At 29.0% G+C, this 16,258-nt stretch carries 15 protein-coding genes; all 15 read right to left on the bottom strand.

Annotation, left to right across the window (positions count from 1 at the left end; translation table 11 throughout):
* Positions 1-28: 28 nt before the first annotated feature.
* The 15 genes from B0174_RS06700 to B0174_RS06630 all read right to left on the bottom strand — a co-directional run bounded on the left by B0174_RS06700 (position 29) and on the right by B0174_RS06630 (position 16,257).
* On the bottom strand, positions 29-646 hold the full coding sequence (locus B0174_RS06700) for a class I SAM-dependent methyltransferase (protein ID WP_108558932.1): 618 nt from the start codon (positions 644-646) through the stop codon (positions 29-31).
* A gap of 14 nt (positions 647-660) precedes the next feature.
* Positions 661-891 (bottom strand): thioredoxin family protein, encoded by a 231-nt coding sequence (locus tag B0174_RS06695; RefSeq protein ID WP_108558930.1) that lies wholly within the window; start codon positions 889-891, stop codon positions 661-663.
* 9 nt (positions 892-900) lie between these two features.
* The gene (locus tag B0174_RS06690) at positions 901-1,863 is read right to left on the bottom strand and encodes a permease (RefSeq protein WP_108558928.1); all 963 of its coding nucleotides are present in this window, start codon (positions 1,861-1,863) and stop codon (positions 901-903) included.
* A complete protein-coding gene (locus B0174_RS06685; RefSeq protein WP_108558926.1) occupies positions 1,864-2,274 on the bottom strand; it encodes an arsenate reductase ArsC in 411 nt (136 codons plus the stop codon).
* A gap of 21 nt (positions 2,275-2,295) precedes the next feature.
* Positions 2,296-3,546 carry an arsenic transporter gene (locus tag B0174_RS06680; protein WP_108558924.1) on the bottom strand — a complete coding sequence of 417 codons (1,251 nt, stop codon included), beginning with the start codon at positions 3,544-3,546 and terminating at the stop codon, positions 2,296-2,298.
* Positions 3,543-3,902, bottom strand: coding sequence for a gamma-glutamylcyclotransferase family protein (locus tag B0174_RS06675; protein WP_108558922.1), 360 nt, complete (start codon positions 3,900-3,902; stop codon positions 3,543-3,545). Before B0174_RS06675 ends, B0174_RS06680 begins: the two co-directional genes overlap by 4 nt.
* A complete protein-coding gene (locus B0174_RS06670; protein WP_108558920.1) occupies positions 3,899-4,219 on the bottom strand; it encodes an ArsR/SmtB family transcription factor in 321 nt (106 codons plus the stop codon). The genes B0174_RS06675 and B0174_RS06670 overlap by 4 nt, the downstream gene beginning before the upstream one ends.
* Positions 4,220-4,313: 94 nt before the next feature.
* Complete coding sequence (locus tag B0174_RS06665; RefSeq protein ID WP_108558918.1) at positions 4,314-5,027, bottom strand: LrgB family protein; 714 nt, start codon at positions 5,025-5,027, stop codon at positions 4,314-4,316.
* Positions 5,024-5,371, bottom strand: coding sequence for a CidA/LrgA family protein (locus B0174_RS06660; RefSeq protein ID WP_108558916.1), 348 nt, complete (start codon positions 5,369-5,371; stop codon positions 5,024-5,026). Before B0174_RS06660 ends, B0174_RS06665 begins: the two co-directional genes overlap by 4 nt.
* A 30-nt stretch (positions 5,372-5,401) precedes the next feature.
* A complete protein-coding gene (locus B0174_RS06655) occupies positions 5,402-5,794 on the bottom strand; it encodes a tautomerase family protein (protein ID WP_108558914.1) in 393 nt (130 codons plus the stop codon).
* 12 nt (positions 5,795-5,806) lie between these two features.
* The gene (locus B0174_RS06650; protein WP_108558912.1) at positions 5,807-6,658 is read right to left on the bottom strand and encodes an NAD(P)-dependent oxidoreductase; all 852 of its coding nucleotides are present in this window, start codon (positions 6,656-6,658) and stop codon (positions 5,807-5,809) included.
* A 143-nt stretch (positions 6,659-6,801) separates the two neighbouring features.
* Complete coding sequence (gene tkt / locus B0174_RS06645; RefSeq protein WP_108558910.1) at positions 6,802-8,718, bottom strand: transketolase; 1,917 nt, start codon at positions 8,716-8,718, stop codon at positions 6,802-6,804.
* A gap of 84 nt (positions 8,719-8,802) precedes the next feature.
* The gene (locus tag B0174_RS06640; RefSeq protein WP_108558908.1) at positions 8,803-9,603 is read right to left on the bottom strand and encodes a sensor histidine kinase; all 801 of its coding nucleotides are present in this window, start codon (positions 9,601-9,603) and stop codon (positions 8,803-8,805) included.
* Positions 9,604-9,672: 69 nt separating this feature from the next.
* Positions 9,673-14,718, bottom strand: coding sequence for a vWA domain-containing protein (locus B0174_RS06635; protein WP_108558907.1), 5,046 nt, complete (start codon positions 14,716-14,718; stop codon positions 9,673-9,675).
* 123 nt (positions 14,719-14,841) lie between these two features.
* Entirely contained in the window at positions 14,842-16,257 is a 1,416-nt protein-coding gene (locus B0174_RS06630) for an HlyD family type I secretion periplasmic adaptor subunit (protein WP_108558905.1), read from the bottom strand.
* Between the last annotated feature and the right edge of the window lies 1 nt (position 16,258).

The raw sequence follows: 16,258 nt of genomic DNA, 5'->3' as shown, positions 1-16,258 counted from the left end.
AGAGAGAATTCTTTTCTCTCTTTTTTTTCTAAAAAAACTTTACAAAATTCTTTTCTATCTTCATATATTTAAACTCAAACTCTTTTTTTATCCACTCAAAAGTTTTTTCTTGAAAAATAAAAACATGAGTCAAATCATTTTTATACCACCATTTTGGAAAATCTATATTTTTGTTATAAATTCCCGTCATTAGGTATAAAACTCCATTTTCTTTTAGAAGTTTCTTTAGTAATTCAAACTCTTTTTTTGGATTATAAAAATGCTCAATCACTTCACAACAAGTTATATACTCATACTTTTTTTCTAAAAGCTTTTTATCATCAAAGAAAAATGGATCATATTCTAATATCTCATATTCATTTTGTCTTAATACTTTTACTATTGGAGAATCTTTCCCACAACCAAAATCTAAACCAATATCTTCTTTTTTAAACTCTTTTAAAACACAATTTGTAATTGGAGATACAAAGTTTTGATAACCTAAATCATTTGAATCATTTGTATGACTTTCATATCTTTCTTTCTCTTTTTCATTATCAAGAAGTTTTTCAGAAGGTCTAAATATTCCACCACAACAAGAACATAAATAAAATTCATCTTTATAAAATGGCGTTGAATTATTTTGGCAAAGTGGGCAAGTTGGCATAAAATCATTCTCCTTTATTGAATTATTTTTACGATTTCATCAATATTCAAAACTTTCCCACTACTTTTTACAACTCCATCAACAACCAATGCAGGTGTACTCATAACTCCATAGTTCATAATTTCAACAATATCTTCGACTTTTTGTAAATCATGAAATCCACCAATTTTTGCTAACGCTAATTTTGTATTTTCTTCAAGGGTTTTGCATTTTGTACAACCTGTTCCTAAAATCTCTATTTTCATTTTTTCTCCTTATAAAATCATGTTAAATAAATACCCAACCATCAGTATCGAAAAGCCTACTATTGCAAAAAATATTGAGATAAGTTTTATGCTTAATACTCTTTTTAAAATCATAGCCTCAGGCAAACTAAGAGCCACAACTGCCATCATAAATGATAAGGCAGTTCCTAATAACATTCCTTTTTGTGTTAAAACTTCAATTAATGGTAAAACTCCAGCTGCGTTTGAATACATTGGAATTCCCATAAGAACTCCAATAATTGGTGCATACCAAACATCTCCACCTGCATATTCGCTTATAAAATCAGCGGGGATATATCCATGAATAAAAGCTCCAATTCCAACTCCTAAAATCACATACATATATATTTTCAGGAAAATATCTTTTGTATTATCCCAAGATTCTTTTGCATTTTGCATAAATTTTGTTTGATTACTACTTGAATTATTACAACAATTACTTATGGGTTTTATCTCAATCAAAACCTCTTTTTCAAGATTAAGTGAGCCAATTATTAATCCTGCAACAATAGCAACGATTAATCCAACTCCAACATAAAGCAAAGCTATTTTCCAACCAAACATCGAAAACAACATAGCAATAACAACAGCATCACTAAGTGGTGCTGAAATCAAATAAGAAAAAGTTACTCCCAAAGGAATTCTAGCTTGTAAAAATCCTAAAAAAAGTGGAATTGCACTACAAGAACAAAAAGGAGTTAATACACCAAAAACAGCCGCCATTATATGTCCAACTATTTTGTTTTTCCCGCTTAAATAATCTCGTACTTTTTCAATTGGAAAATAACTTCTAAAAAGCGTAACTAAATAAATAATCGTAACTAAAAGAATAAATATTTTTATCGTATCATAAATAAAAAACTCTAAAGCATCACCTAAATGAGCACCTTTTTCTATTTTTAATATATTAAAAACAAATAAAGAACTTAAGTTTAAAAGCCAATCAAACATCTATTTCAATACCTCAATTATTTTTGGAAGTAAAATTTCTTCTATTTCTTTATAAGTATTTTCAAAAGCTTCAAAACCTTTTCCATCTGGATCTTCAAATCCTACATGAATTTTTTTTATTGGTTTTGGGAACATTGGACAAGTTTCATTTGCATGATCACAAACAGTTACTATCAAATCATAATCATTTTCTATTACTGTCTCAAGTGTTTTTGAGTGATACTCACTTTTCCAAATTCCTTTTTCTTCTAGTAATTTTTTAGCATTTGGATTTACTTTTCCACTGGCTTTTACGCCACTTGAATCTGCACTAATTCCATCTAATTTTGCATTTATTAAAGCTTCTGCGATAATACTTCTGCAAGAATTTCCTGTACATAAAATCAAAACTTTTTTATTTAAATTACTCATTTTTTACTCCTTTAATTAAATTTATAAGGCTAATAAAACTATTAATAACACAGGTGGTGTGATTAATAAACCAAATTTACTATATTGCCAAAATGATATTTTTACACCTTTTTTTGCTAAAACATGAAGCCATAAAAGTGTTGCTAAACTTCCAAATGGTGTCATTTTTGGTCCTAAATTACATCCAATAATATTGGCATATGCAAAAGTTTGATTTGGTATATCTTGAAGTGCAATATCCATAATCATAACTGTTGGCATATTATTCATAATTGCACTTAAAAATGCAGCTATAAATCCTGTTCCAATTATGGCAACCGTATCTCCTCTTAAAGCTAAATCTTTTAAAACAATTGTTAAATAATCTGTTAATCCAGCATTTTTCAAACCATAAACAACGATATAAAGCCCAATACTAAACCAAACAACTTGCCATGGTGCTTCTTTTATTATCTGTTTTGCTTTTACTGCTTTTGATAATGTGGCAATTATTAGAAAAATAATTGCTCCACCTAAAGCGAAAATAGAAATAGGTAAATCATAAGCATCACCAATAAAATACGCACACAATAAAAAGCCTAAAAAAACCCAAGAAAAGTAAAAGAGTTTCATATTTTTAATAACACTTTTTGGCTCTTTTAAAAGAGTTATATCAACTATTTTTGGAATATCTTTTCGTAAAAATAACCATAAAAAAATAATTGAAGTTATCACACTTACAATAAAGGGAATAATCATATTTAAAAAATATTCCACAAAGCCAATACTAAAATAGTTAGCCGTTACGATATTTGTAAGATTTGAAAATACAAAAGGAAGCGATGCACTATCACTTATAAATCCACCTGCAAGTAAAAAAGCAACTATTGTTTTTGTATTCAGTTTTAAAATTCTCATTTTCGCAAGTAAAATTGGAGTTAAAATCAAAGCTGCTCCATCATTTGCAAAAAGTGCAGATACAAAAGCTCCAAGTAAAATAGAATAAATAAACATCTTTATTCCATTTCCATTTGAAAATTTCGCCATTTTAAGTGCCGCCCATTCAAAAAATCCAATTTCATCTAAAACCATCGATAAAATGATAATTCCAATAAATGCCAATGTTGCATCCCAAACTATATTTGTCACACTTTTTACATCATCAAAACTAACAACTCCAAAAACCAAAGCAACGATTGAGCCAATAACAGCAGTTGTTCCTATTTGAAGATTTTTAGGTTGCCAAATTACAAAAATTAATGTGATTATAAAAATTGAACTTGCTAATATCATAAAATATCTTCTTTAAACTCTTCAACTCCAGCTTTTAAAACATAAATAAAAGTATCAACTTCAAATTCATCAAACCTTTCAACGGTTACTTCTTCCCTTTGAAATTCAGCTCCCTCAAACTCATCTAAATTTTCCCAATGATTAATAAGATTATTTGAATAAAATAAAAACCCATGAACCGTATCACCATCTGGGTCAAGTTTGATTCCAGGATAACCCATACTTGCACTCCATCCTGCATCTTTTAAATAACCTCTTACGGTTGCTGGGACAAATTTTCCTACAATATTTTCCAAAACATATCCATTTGGACAGTTTGGCATCAAAGTTCCATATACAAAAAGTGTTTCTTTCAATTATTTTCCTTTGTTTCACAAGCTTTTTTTAGAACTGGTAAATCTATTTGAAGAGTCCCTATCTCTTTTATACAAGCTATTCTAAACTCATCAAGTGGAAATCGAATACTGTAATAAGCCCATCTTCCCTCTCTTTCGAGTTTTAAAAATCCAGCTTCTTTTAGAATTTTAAGATGCCGTGAAAGTCTTGATTGAATCATTTCAAAAGAGTTTTCCAAATCACAAACACAACATTTTCCATAGGTATTTATAAATTTGAGAATTTTTATTCTTGTTTCATCATTTAAAGCACTGGCTGTTTTTAGAAAAATATCCATAAAATTCCTTTTGTTTTTTTGAAGTATAACAAAATAAATTTAATATATCAAGATATATTGATATATTAAAATAAAAAATATTAATTTATGATAATCACTTAAAAAAAGTGATTATCATAGGAAGAAAGATTGCTGTAAATATTCCACTAAGTCCCATTGCAAGTGCTGAAAAAGCAGCTGCTTTTTCACTTATTTCAATTGCTCTTGCTGTTCCAATTCCATGAGAAACCAATCCGAGGGCGAAACCTTTTGATGTATCGTGTTTTATATTTACGAGTTTAAAAACTATTGTTCCAAATAAAGCTCCGATTATTCCAGTAATAAGTACAAATCCCACGGCTAAAGATGGAATTCCACCGATTTGTTGCGAAGTTATAATTGCAATTGGTGCAGTTATTGATTTTGTTGTCATTGATAACATTGTTGGTAAATCTGCTCCAAAAATCCACAATAAACTAACTGCAATCGCTATTGAAAAAACACCTGCAATAAATAAAGTAAGAACTATTGGCATAAAAAGTGATTTTATATATTTCAGGTTTTTATACAAAGGCAAAGCTAAAGCTACAGTTGCAGGTCCTAAAAAGAAATGAATAATTTCAACACTTTTAAAATACTCTTCAAAAGATGTATTTGTGTAAATTATCAAACTTAAAAGAATCACATAAGCTATGATTATTGGTTGCAATAAAGTGTGTTTATTAAATCTTTCATAGATAATTATTCCTAATTTAAAAGCTGCTAATGTGGCAATCAACCAAGTAAGCGGAGTTGAATGGATATAAAATATTAAAGCTTCTTGATTCATTTTTTTTCTGCTTTAATTGTAAGATAATCCATAAATTTTGCTGCAAATACTAAAGCCACCAAAGTTCCCACAAATAAAGCAATTGCTATTGCCCAAAACTCTCTTGTAATAATATCAATTTGAGTAATTATTCCCATTGCTGCTGGAATAAATAAAAGTGGTAAATATCTTAAATGTAAAGCAACTGCGTTATCAAGGCTATGAAAACTACTTTTTCTAATTAATAAAAATATCAATAATAAAATCATTCCAATCACAGGCCCTGGAACTAATAACTCAAAATATTTAGTTATACACTCCCCTAAAAATTGACAAAACAACAAAACAATAATCCCTTTTAACATTCTTTTCCTTTAATAAAATCAACAAATAAATCAAGCAAGTGGATCTTCACCACTTGTCCAAGTTGCCAAATACTTTTCAACCAAATGAAAATCTTCACCTTTATGTTCTGTAAAAGTGATATATTGATTTTTTGTATTAATTCCAAAATTTTGTTTTACAATCTCCATATATTTCAAAGCCAACTCTCTTCTTTTTTCAATTGTTCGACCTTCCCTAATATCTAGGTTCATTAAACAAATATCATCATTTATATCTGCTCGCCCAATTGTTAAAGAGTATTTATCATATTCTCTTAAAGTAATAGCAATATGGTCAGTTCCCGTGTCCATAATTTGGCTAAAAGTATCTCGCATTTCATTTACAAAATTTTCTTTTGTTTCATTTGATACTTTTTTATTTATTTCAAATTGTAAATGTGGCATTTTTTATCCTTTTTATTTTTTAAATAGTTGATAAATCGAAGAGAAATCCTCTTCACCTTTTCCCATCATTTTCATTTTAGAGAACAGCTCTTTTGGGACGCACGCACTATAAAGTGGTTGTTTCAAATTATATGCTAAATCTTGAACTAAATGCAAATCTTTATTTATTGCATTATTTGAAAAATGTGCAGAAAAATCTTCACTAATTAACTTTTGAGTTTTTGCTTTTAATACAAGTGATTGACCTCCACCAACTCCCAAAATTTCCAAAGCTTTTGCCTTAGGAATCTCACAATTTTCTGCTAATGCTGTACACTCTGCAAGTGTTGCCATAAATGAACCTAAACAAAGGTTGTTGATAAGTTTCATTTTTGTGGCACTTGATGGAACTTCAAGATGGAAAATTTCAATAGCAATTTTTTCTAAAATCGGTTTTACTCTCTCAAATACTTCAATTTTTCCTGAATTAACAACTGTTAATGCTCCATTAAGTGCAGGAGCTACTGAACCAAAAACTGGATTTTCAAGATAATTTCCACCAATATCATTTACAAGTTTGTGAAATTTCAAAACCTCTTCATAATGATTTGTAGTTAAATCAATAATTGTTTTACCTTTTAATTCTTCACATAAAAGCCCATTTTCTTGTGTTAAAATATTTTCAACAGCAGCTGAATCAAACAAACATAAAAATATAACTTCACACTCTTTTAAAATATCTTTTGGAGTATTTGTTTTTTTGTATGGTAAATCTTTTATTTTTTCTTTATTTCTATTATAAACTATTAATTCATCCCCAAGAGATGCTAATCTTGTGCATATTGCACGACCCAGATTTCCAAGTCCTATAAATCCTATTTTCATAATCTCTCCTAGATTTTTTATCTAAGTATTATAAAGGCTTAATATTAAAAAAAGATGATATTTTGATTAGTTTGAAAGAAAGTTCTGAAAAAGATAAAGAGGTAAAGAAAAATAGATGAGAAAACTCATCTATTTTGCAAAAACTATTTTTTGAAGTCAGCTATGATATTAGCTTTTAATTTTGGAATTGTAAATCCAAATTCGTCAAATAAATCATTTGCAGGTCCTGATGCTCCAAAAGTATCCATTCCAAATACTTTGTGCGCAAATCTATAATACTCTAAACCTCGAGCAGCTTCAACAGCGTAAACTCTTGTATTTTTATCAATAATTTGAGCAATATAAGATTCATTTTGCTCTAATAATAAATCAAAACAAGGAACAGAAACAATATTTGCAATAATTCCTTCATCTTCTAAAGCACAAGCTGTTTGAAGTGCAAGCATTAATTCAGAACCAGAAGCCATAATCGTAATATTTGCATTTTCTCTTTTTTTAAGTAAATATCCACCATTTGCAACAGTTCCAAATGCTTTTTCATCTTTTAATACTTTTAAACCTTGTCTTGAACACACAAATGCAGTTGGTGCTTTCATTTTTAAAGCAACTTTCCAAGAATCTATATTTTCACTAGCATCTGCTGGTCTGAATGTATAAAAATTTGGTAATGCTCTAAATTGAGATAAATGCTCAATTGGTTGGTGAGTTGGTCCATCTTCTCCAACTCCAATTGAATCATGTGTCCAAATAAAATGTTGAGGAATAGAAGCAAGTGCTGCAATTCTAGCACTTGGTTTTAAATAATCAGAAAATACAAAAAATGTTGCCGAATAAACTCTAAATAATCCATAAAGATTCATAGCGTTTGTCATAGCTGCCATTGCGTGTTCTTTGATTCCAAAGTGGATATTTCTTCCATTTGGGAAATCACCCATTCCCATTAATTCTGTTTTATTTGATGGAGCTAAGTCAGCACTTCCACCTAAAAATCCTGGAATTGCTTTTGCAATTGCATTTAAAATTTTATGATTTGAATCTCTTGTTGCAACACTTGAATCTGCTTCAAAAGTAGGATAAACAACTGAATCAAAATTTGGGTTTTGTAGTTCAGCAATTTTTGTTTTTGTTTCATTACTTAAAGAATCATTCCAATTATTTTGAGCAATTGAACCCACGATTAATTTATCAAAAGCACCTTTTACATCAGCAGGAACAAAGAATTTTTCTTCAGGATTAAATCCAGCTTTTACTTTTGAAGCTGCAATTTCAACATCACCTAATGGCGCACCATGAGCATGATGACTTCCCTCCATTGTAACAGCACCTTTTGCAATTGCTGTTTTTGCAATAATTAAAACAGGCATAGTTGAAGTTTTTGCACTTACTAAGGCTTTATCAATTTGCTCAAAATTATGTCCATCTATTTCAATAACTTCAAAATCAATAGCTTGGAACCTTTTTTTAACATTTTCACTCCATGCAAGAGATGTGTCACCCTCAATTGTAATAGAATTTGAATCATAAATAATTACAAGATTATCAAGTTTTAAATGTCCAGCACTTGCAGTTGCTTCGTAAGAAATTCCCTCTTGTAAATCTCCATCTCCACATAAACAATAAACTTTATGATTAATAACATCTTTTCCTAAAAGATTTTGTGCATATTTTGCAGCCGATGCAAAACCAACAGCATTTGCAATACCTTGCCCTAAAGGTCCAGTTGTAATTTCAATTCCATGAGTATGTCCGTATTCTGGATGACCTGGAGTTTTTGAGTGAGTTTGTCTAAAGTTTTTCATATCATTTACAGATACATCAAATCCCCAAAGGTGAAGTAACGAGTAAACTAACCCAGTTGCATGACCACCACTAAAAACTAATCTATCTCTATTTAACCATTTTTCATCAGCTGGATTAACATTTAAATGTTTACTTAAAACTGTTGCTATATCAGCTAATCCCATTGGAGCACCTGGATGTCCTGAATTTGCTTGTTGCACCATATCAGCTGCTAAAAATCGAATAGTATCTGCTTGTTTTTGTAATAATTGTTTTGACATGATAATCCTATTTATTAAGTGAAGTTTTGTAATTTGTGGGGATTATATCTAAATAAAATTAAATACAATATGAAGTAAAAAAGCTTAAATTTTTGGAATAATAATTTTAAAAAAAGCACCATCAGAAGAATTTTTTACTGATAATTTTCCACTCATATTCTTTTCAATTATGAGTTTTGACATAAAAAGTCCAATTCCTGAACCACCAAGTTTTTCATAAGTAAAAAATGGGTCAAATATTTTATCTATTGGCTCTACTTTTATTCCACCTGCATTATCTTCAACTGTTGTGATAATATTTTCTTTTTCTTCAAATATTGAGATTTTTATATATGGATTAATAATCTTTCTTTGAACTAAAATATCTTTTGCATTGTTTATTATGTTGATTAAAACTTGTGAATAATCATTCTTAAATCCAACCATTTCAGGATTTTTCTGAATTATAATATCCAGTTTTATATTATGAGTTTTTAATCCACCACTAATAATATTTATTGTTGAATTTATTTGTTCTAATAATTGAAATTTTATTTTTTCTTTATCCGTAGCAAAAAAGTTTTTGAAGTCATCAATAGTATTTGACATATATTTTGTTATATGATTTAATTTATCTATAGTTTCAAGAATTTCTTGATTATCCAAAGGCATATCAAGAGTAAGTTTAGCCTCGATTGGTAAAAATAAAGAGTTAATTTCCATAAGTGGTTGCCTCCATTGATGAGATATATTTCCTAACATTTCACCCAAAGATGCTAACTTAGCTTGTTGAAACATTAACTTATCTTTTTCCCTATTTTTTGCAACTTCTTCTTTAATTTTTTCTTCAAGTTCTTTGTTGTGGTGTTCTAGTTCTAGGAACTCTTCTATTCTTGTTTGTCTCATGTTAAAAATATATCCAATTGTTTGTAAAATTAAAGAAAAATGCCGATAGGATAAAATCCTATCAGTATTTTATATATCATGATGAATAATTATTTCATCTTCAATTAATAATTTAATAGTTGAGTTAACTCCTGTTCCTGTAAATACTTTATAATTTACACCATCTAGTTGTTCTTTCCCACTATTTGCCCAGTCACTTGGAGTATCTAAATCAACTTTATCTCCTAAATCACCTTTTATAACCAAATGTTTATCATCATCAACTAAATCTACAACATCTTTCATATCTACATGTAGTGTATTAACTTTATTATTAGTCATATCCACAACATCTGTTACACCTTTGTAAGTTGTATTATTGTTTATTAAAGTTGTTAAATCAATACTATCATTATCTGGAGTATGAAGTGTTGTTACTGTTTCATTTGGAGTAATATCAATTTTCAAATTAACATGAAAAGATGCTGTATCTCCATTTGTATCAGAAGCATGTACTTCAAATGTTTTCATTGTATCTGTTATGAATTCAGAAGATTTTGCATTATAAGTATATTTACCTGTATCAAAATCAAACACTAATTTACCATCAGTATCTAGGGCAATACCATCTGTTGGGAAAGTAGTTTTTGTATATTTAACTCCATCAACTATGATTTCAGCTATTGTTCTTGAACCATCCCCTCCAAAAAGATTATCTGTTACATCTCCTGAAATAGTTACATTTAATGTATTTGATAAAACTGTAGTTAATTGTGTATCATTAGTAACTTTAATTACTGCATTATCTCCTGCACTTGCTAATGTATCTAAATATTTATAATCACTTATTCCTTTTCCCACACCTACAACATAAAGTTCATGAACATAATTTTTTACAAAATTATTCCATCCTGTTTTATAGCTACTATCTAACCATCCAGATTCATCACTATTATATCCACTACTTGAATTTTGATTTGTATATACAGTTTGTGTCATTCCTTTATTTTCTGCAGTTGGCACTCCATCTGAAATAAAATAAGCAACTGTTCTATCTGAAACTGGTTCAGTATATTTATTATATGTTTCATAAACTGCATCTTCATAATTTGTATATGTACCCACTTTTAAACTATCAATAGTAGTTTTTGCTTCAGATAATGTCATCCAATTTGCATACGCTTTGCCTTCTGTATCAAATGTGATTAATTTAATATTTACAGTACCTTGTTCTGAATATGAATCAAGCATATTTTTTATAGCAGCTTTTGCAATATCTAGCCTAGTTTTAGTACCATCAACTTTATCATCCATACTTTTTGAAATATCAAGAGTAATTACAACATTTGTTGTTGTACTTTTATTATCAATAATTAAAGTATTAGTTTCATTAACAGCATACACTGTTGCATCAGAAGCAGTTGCTTGAGCAGAAGAACTATTACTTCCTTCTGTTGCTGTTGCTGTAATTTTCAAATCAACATATTCAACTCCAGAAGGAATAGTCATTTTAATATTACTATAATCTATAGATGTAGATTTTGTATGGACAGGTACTTCCCAAACTCCATTTCCTAAATCTTTCATATTTGCTAAATCAAAAGTTGCACCTGTTGGTACCTTTTCTATTTTAACAGTTAAAGTTTCACTTCCATCGGTATCTGTTAAAGCTGCACTTATATCAACTTTATAAATAGTTTCTACAGGTACTGGTTCTTTTCCTATATAATTTCCATCACCAAATACTATTGTTTCCATTTGATTATATTGAATAGTTCCTCCACCTTTTTTATCAGTTATAGAACCTTCAATCATCCCATTATTATTTGTCTGCCAATTAAATGTATAATCTGATTTATTGCCACTTAAATAAAGAGTGTCTTTTCCATCACCACCATTAATATGTGTATTACCTGAAACTATATTATTTATTATAATTACATCATCTCCACTTCCTAGATTTATATTATTAGTACCATTGACTTGTCCATTAATAATTACTTTATCATTTCCATTACCTAAATCTAGAGTAACCTGATTGATATTTTTATTTAAAATTAAAGTATCATTACCATCTTTTAAATCTATTTTATCATTCATTACTAATTCTTTATTAACTTTAATAATATCATCACCAGAAGTTCCTATATTGTTTATAGAATCAGTAGTTTCTATTTTTATAGAAGAATTAATTAAGCTTCCATCATCACTTGATGTTATTTTTGTAACATTAATACTTGCAGTTGGTACATCTGCAATCGCTTTTACTTCTATCGTTGTTGTGTATTCTGCACTAAAATTACCATTTCCATAACCTACAGCAAATTTAAAACTTCCATCTAAATCTGAATTTTTAGTTGGTTCAAATACAACTTGTCCTGCGCCAATATTAGCCAAAGAAACAACTTGATTTTCAAAAATTTCAATTTTTGTATCTTCTGTAGCCACTGTTTTATTTCCATCTTTATCTATAATAGTTTCGCCTGCTTTAACTATCAGATAAAGTATTCCATTATCTGGTAAATGAGTAATTTTGAACTCTGTTGTATTTGTTGAAACATCACCAAAATCAGTTATCTTTAAAGTATAAGGTTTATCTTCATCTGTACTTATAATATCATCTGAAGAAGTTGGTGCAGCAATTGAAAAGTCAAAACTTTCTGATTTTGAATTTACTTTTTCATAATTTCCACCAATAACTTCTGTAACAATTACTGTAACTTTTGATAAATCACCTAAATTCTTAGAATCAATAGTTAATGTTCCTCTACCTGTTGCATTTAATTCAACATAATATGTTTTACCATTTACTTCAACAGTAGCTGTTGCTTTTCCTTGTGGTGGATATTTTTCATCTATTTGAATATCAAATGTTACATTACCACTTTTTGTTACTATATCTGTTACATAAGGATTAACTACTTCTTTATATGTAATTTTATTTATTAAATAGTCATCATCAATTTTTGGTGCTGTAAATTCAATTTTATCGAATGCTACTAAATTTCCATTACTATCTGGTAATTCAAAAGTATATGATAAATCAACTCTATCAGTCCCCCCTTGTGCTTCAACAGTTTTGATCAAATTACCATCTGGAGTATAATAATTTACTTTAGCTTTTGTATTATCTCCTCCTCCTGTAACTTCAGCATATCCTACTATTTTGCCATCATTCATAAAGGTAACTCTTGCTGTTTCTCCATTATTTCGCCATGCAAATGCAATATCAAGAGAATTTACATCTTTATCAAATTCAACAACAATTTTCTCACTATTCCCATTTGCATCTAAGTTACCCAATTCAGAGGAAGCTCCTCCTCCTGTAGTTGAACCTTCAACTCCAAATCCATCATGATCTGTACGCTTAACTATCGAAATCGTTTTAGGATTTCCAAAAGTATCTGTAGCATATATTTTAACACCTGTTGTTGTTCCAAATTCAGTATTTACATCAATAATTTTTGGTGTTGTTACTGTTGCAGTAATTGTTATATCTACTGGAGTTTCTGTATCATTTACTGTTACTGTTGCTGTATCTGTTGTAGTTAATGCTTCGAAGTTATTAGCTTTAGTTACATCATTATTTGTTCCTATAACACTTACTATAAAGCTTGAACCATCAACATATACATCTTCACCATTATTAATTACGAATGCTGGTGATGTGATTACTGTATTTGCTATTGTTCCTGCTGGAATTGTAACTTGGATATTATTTCCATTTACATCTTTTACATCAAGTGTTACTACTAAATCAACTTTTGTATCTGCGTTTACTGATACTCCAATTGTTGCTGTTCCACCTTCATCTACTGTTGTATCACTTAAAGTAATTGCTGTTCCAGTTGTAGTTGTATCATTTACTGTTACTGTTGCTGTATCTGTTGTAGTTAATGCTTCGAAGTTATTAGCTTTAGTTACATCATTATTTGTTCCTATAACACTTACTATAAAGCTTGAACCATCAACATATACATCTTCACCATTATTAATTACGAATGCTGGTGATGTGATTACTGTATTTGCTATTGTTCCTGCTGGAATTGTAACTTGGATATTATTTCCATTTACATCTTTTACATCAAGTGTTACTACTAAATCAACTTTTGTATCTGCGTTTACTGATACTCCAATTGTTGCTGTTCCACCTTCATCTACTGTTGTATCACTTAAAGTAATTGCTGTTCCAGTTGTAGTTGTATCATTTACTGTTACTGTTGCTGTATCTGTTACAATTATATTCTCAAAATTCCCACCTGTTGTTCCTATTACCGATATTGTATAAGTTTCACCATCTACATATACATCTTCACCCTGTACAATAAACGGTGTTGATTGAACTATTGTTCCTGCTACATAATCTGTTCCAAATGTGATTGTTGCTCCATTTGAAAGTGTTACTATTAATGCTGTTTGTGGTGCATAATCTAAGCTTCCACCTACTGTTGCTGTTCCTGTTCCCTCATTTACACTTACATCATTTAATGTTAATGTTGCAGTTGGTCTAGTTACTGCATTTTGTATATTAGGAGTACTTGCTGTCTCCACAGGAATAGTAGAAATAGATTCACTCAGATTTTCCCATCTTGCAGTATCTGCAATACCATTTAATCCGCCATCAGTTAAAGAAAATATTGAGTTAAAGGTTGAACCATTACTTCCATTTCCTCCTGCATCAGGTCCAGCTGCTGCTGCTCCTAAAGATTCTAATAGTGTTTGATAGTCTGTTATCATTGTTAGATTTGAGTTTGCATTGTTTCCTAATTCAACTGGTTTTGAGATTAGAGCTTCTAATTTATCAATTATCTCTCCACCATCAAAAGAATTGTTATCAACGATATTATCTACATCTTTTTCATTTGCATCTTTATTTATAATAATTGCAGTTGGATTAGGCATATTTTCTGTATTTGCTTGAAGAAGTGGAACGATACCATTTAACTCTACTTTTATACTTTTGCCATCAACATTAAAAGTTAATATTACAGATTCTTGATTATCTTTGAAATTGAGAACATAATTTGAAAAACCATTTGAGAACACATATTGTTCACCTTTTGCAGCATTAAACTGTAAATCGTTTTTTAAATCTACAACTTTTTGACCATTTTCGCTTTTTATAGTAATTTTCATCTTATTTCTCCAATATTTATCTTAGATATACAAAAGTATAATTTTATAGTTAAATATTATATAAATAAAGTCTCTAAAAAGTTTTTTTATTATTAAATTTGAAAAAAGACAACCTGTTGTAGGTTATCTTTCATGAAGAGAGTCTTGTTTTACTTTTAGTATTGGTTTTAATAAGAAATCAAGAATTGTTTTTTTACCAGTTACAATATCAACTGTTGCTATCATTCCAGGAATAATAGGTAGTTTTTTACCTCTTCTTTCTAAATAATTTTTATCAGTTTTTACTAAAACTCTATAATAACTTTTCCCATCTTTTGACTCTTTATCAACTATTGTATCAGCTGAAATTTCTACAATTTTACCTTCTAATCCACCATAAATTCCAAAATCATACGCTGTTATTTTTATAATTGCTTTTTGACTTGGATTTATAAATGCTATATCTTTTGGGTCAATTTTTGCTTCTACAACTAAAGCATCACTTAATGGTACAATTTCTATTAAATCCATACCAGATTGAACAACTCCACCAATAGTATTAAAATTAAGTTGTTTAATGATTCCATCAACAGGTGAAGTAATAGTTGTTTTTGCAACTTTATCTCTATCTCCTACTAACTTTGCTTCAAATTTATTTATTTGACTTACTGTTTTTTGTAAATCTCTTGAAGCTTCTGCTTTAAATGTATCTATCTTTTCTTTAATTCTATTTTGTGCTTCAGAAATTGCAAAATTTGATCTTGAAATAGACAATCTTGCTGTTTGTAAATCACCTTTTGTAATATTATATTCTTTTTCAATAGCCAATAAATCATACTTAGATTTAATCCCTCGTTCAACAAGTTTTTTAATAGTAACTCTTTGTTCTTCAATAAAACCCAAAGTATCTGTTAATTTTTTAATTGTACTTTCAATCTCTTTTAACTCTTGAAATTTCTGACTTTCTTGGTTTTCAAGAACTTTTATAGAAGATTTTATTTCTCTAAATCTATTTTCTAGTAATAATTTCTCATTTATATCATATCTCGACATATCTTTTATAATTTTTTCATCAAATTTTAAAACAGGTAATTCACTATTAATATCAATCATTGATTCTACTTCTAATCTTGTTTTTAATGCTAATAAAGATAAATATTCTTGTTTACTCTCTTCTAGCGTTGCTTGAAATCTAGTAGTATCAATTTTCATCAAAGGTGTATCAAATTTTACAATATCTCCTTCTTTTATAAAGATTTCTGAAATAATTCCACCATCCAAAGATTGCACCGTTTGGATTTTATCTGTTGGGATTACTTTTCCATTTCCCCTAGCTAATTCATCTATTTCAGCAAGTGCTGCCCAAAGTAGAAGTATTGAGAATATTCCCGTAATTAATAAAAATATTATATTAGAAACTCTACTTGGCTTTTCATTTGAATTTGCATAAGAGTTATACATAAACTCTAAATCTTCTTCTTTCTCATCATCTAAACCATAAAGTCTTTTAATCCAATGAAAAAGACCTTTATTTTCTTCAATTTTTTTATTTTTTTGCATA

The sequence above is a fragment of the Arcobacter caeni genome, from assembly GCF_003063245.1.
In the GTDB taxonomy this organism is placed as follows: domain Bacteria; phylum Campylobacterota; class Campylobacteria; order Campylobacterales; family Arcobacteraceae; genus Aliarcobacter; species Aliarcobacter caeni.
This window is presented reverse-complemented; position numbering and strand designations above follow the sequence as displayed.

Coding starts and splice junctions, on each gene's coding strand:
- B0174_RS06700 (WP_108558932.1), bottom strand. CDS start 646: ATGCCAACTTGCCCACTTTGCCAAAATAATTCAACGCCATTTTATAAA.
- B0174_RS06695 (WP_108558930.1), bottom strand. CDS start 891: ATGAAAATAGAGATTTTAGGAACAGGTTGTACAAAATGCAAAACCCTT.
- B0174_RS06690 (WP_108558928.1), bottom strand. CDS start 1,863: ATGTTTGATTGGCTTTTAAACTTAAGTTCTTTATTTGTTTTTAATATA.
- B0174_RS06685 (WP_108558926.1), bottom strand. CDS start 2,274: ATGAGTAATTTAAATAAAAAAGTTTTGATTTTATGTACAGGAAATTCT.
- B0174_RS06680 (WP_108558924.1), bottom strand. CDS start 3,546: ATGATATTAGCAAGTTCAATTTTTATAATCACATTAATTTTTGTAATT.
- B0174_RS06670 (WP_108558920.1), bottom strand. CDS start 4,219: ATGGATATTTTTCTAAAAACAGCCAGTGCTTTAAATGATGAAACAAGA.
- B0174_RS06665 (WP_108558918.1), bottom strand. CDS start 5,027: ATGAATCAAGAAGCTTTAATATTTTATATCCATTCAACTCCGCTTACT.
- B0174_RS06660 (WP_108558916.1), bottom strand. CDS start 5,371: ATGTTAAAAGGGATTATTGTTTTGTTGTTTTGTCAATTTTTAGGGGAG.
- B0174_RS06655 (WP_108558914.1), bottom strand. CDS start 5,794: ATGCCACATTTACAATTTGAAATAAATAAAAAAGTATCAAATGAAACA.
- B0174_RS06650 (WP_108558912.1), bottom strand. CDS start 6,658: ATGAAAATAGGATTTATAGGACTTGGAAATCTGGGTCGTGCAATATGC.
- tkt (WP_108558910.1), bottom strand. CDS start 8,718: ATGTCAAAACAATTATTACAAAAACAAGCAGATACTATTCGATTTTTA.
- B0174_RS06640 (WP_108558908.1), bottom strand. CDS start 9,603: ATGAGACAAACAAGAATAGAAGAGTTCCTAGAACTAGAACACCACAAC.
- B0174_RS06635 (WP_108558907.1), bottom strand. CDS start 14,718: ATGAAAATTACTATAAAAAGCGAAAATGGTCAAAAAGTTGTAGATTTA.
- B0174_RS06630 (WP_108558905.1), bottom strand. CDS start 16,257: ATGCAAAAAAATAAAAAAATTGAAGAAAATAAAGGTCTTTTTCATTGG.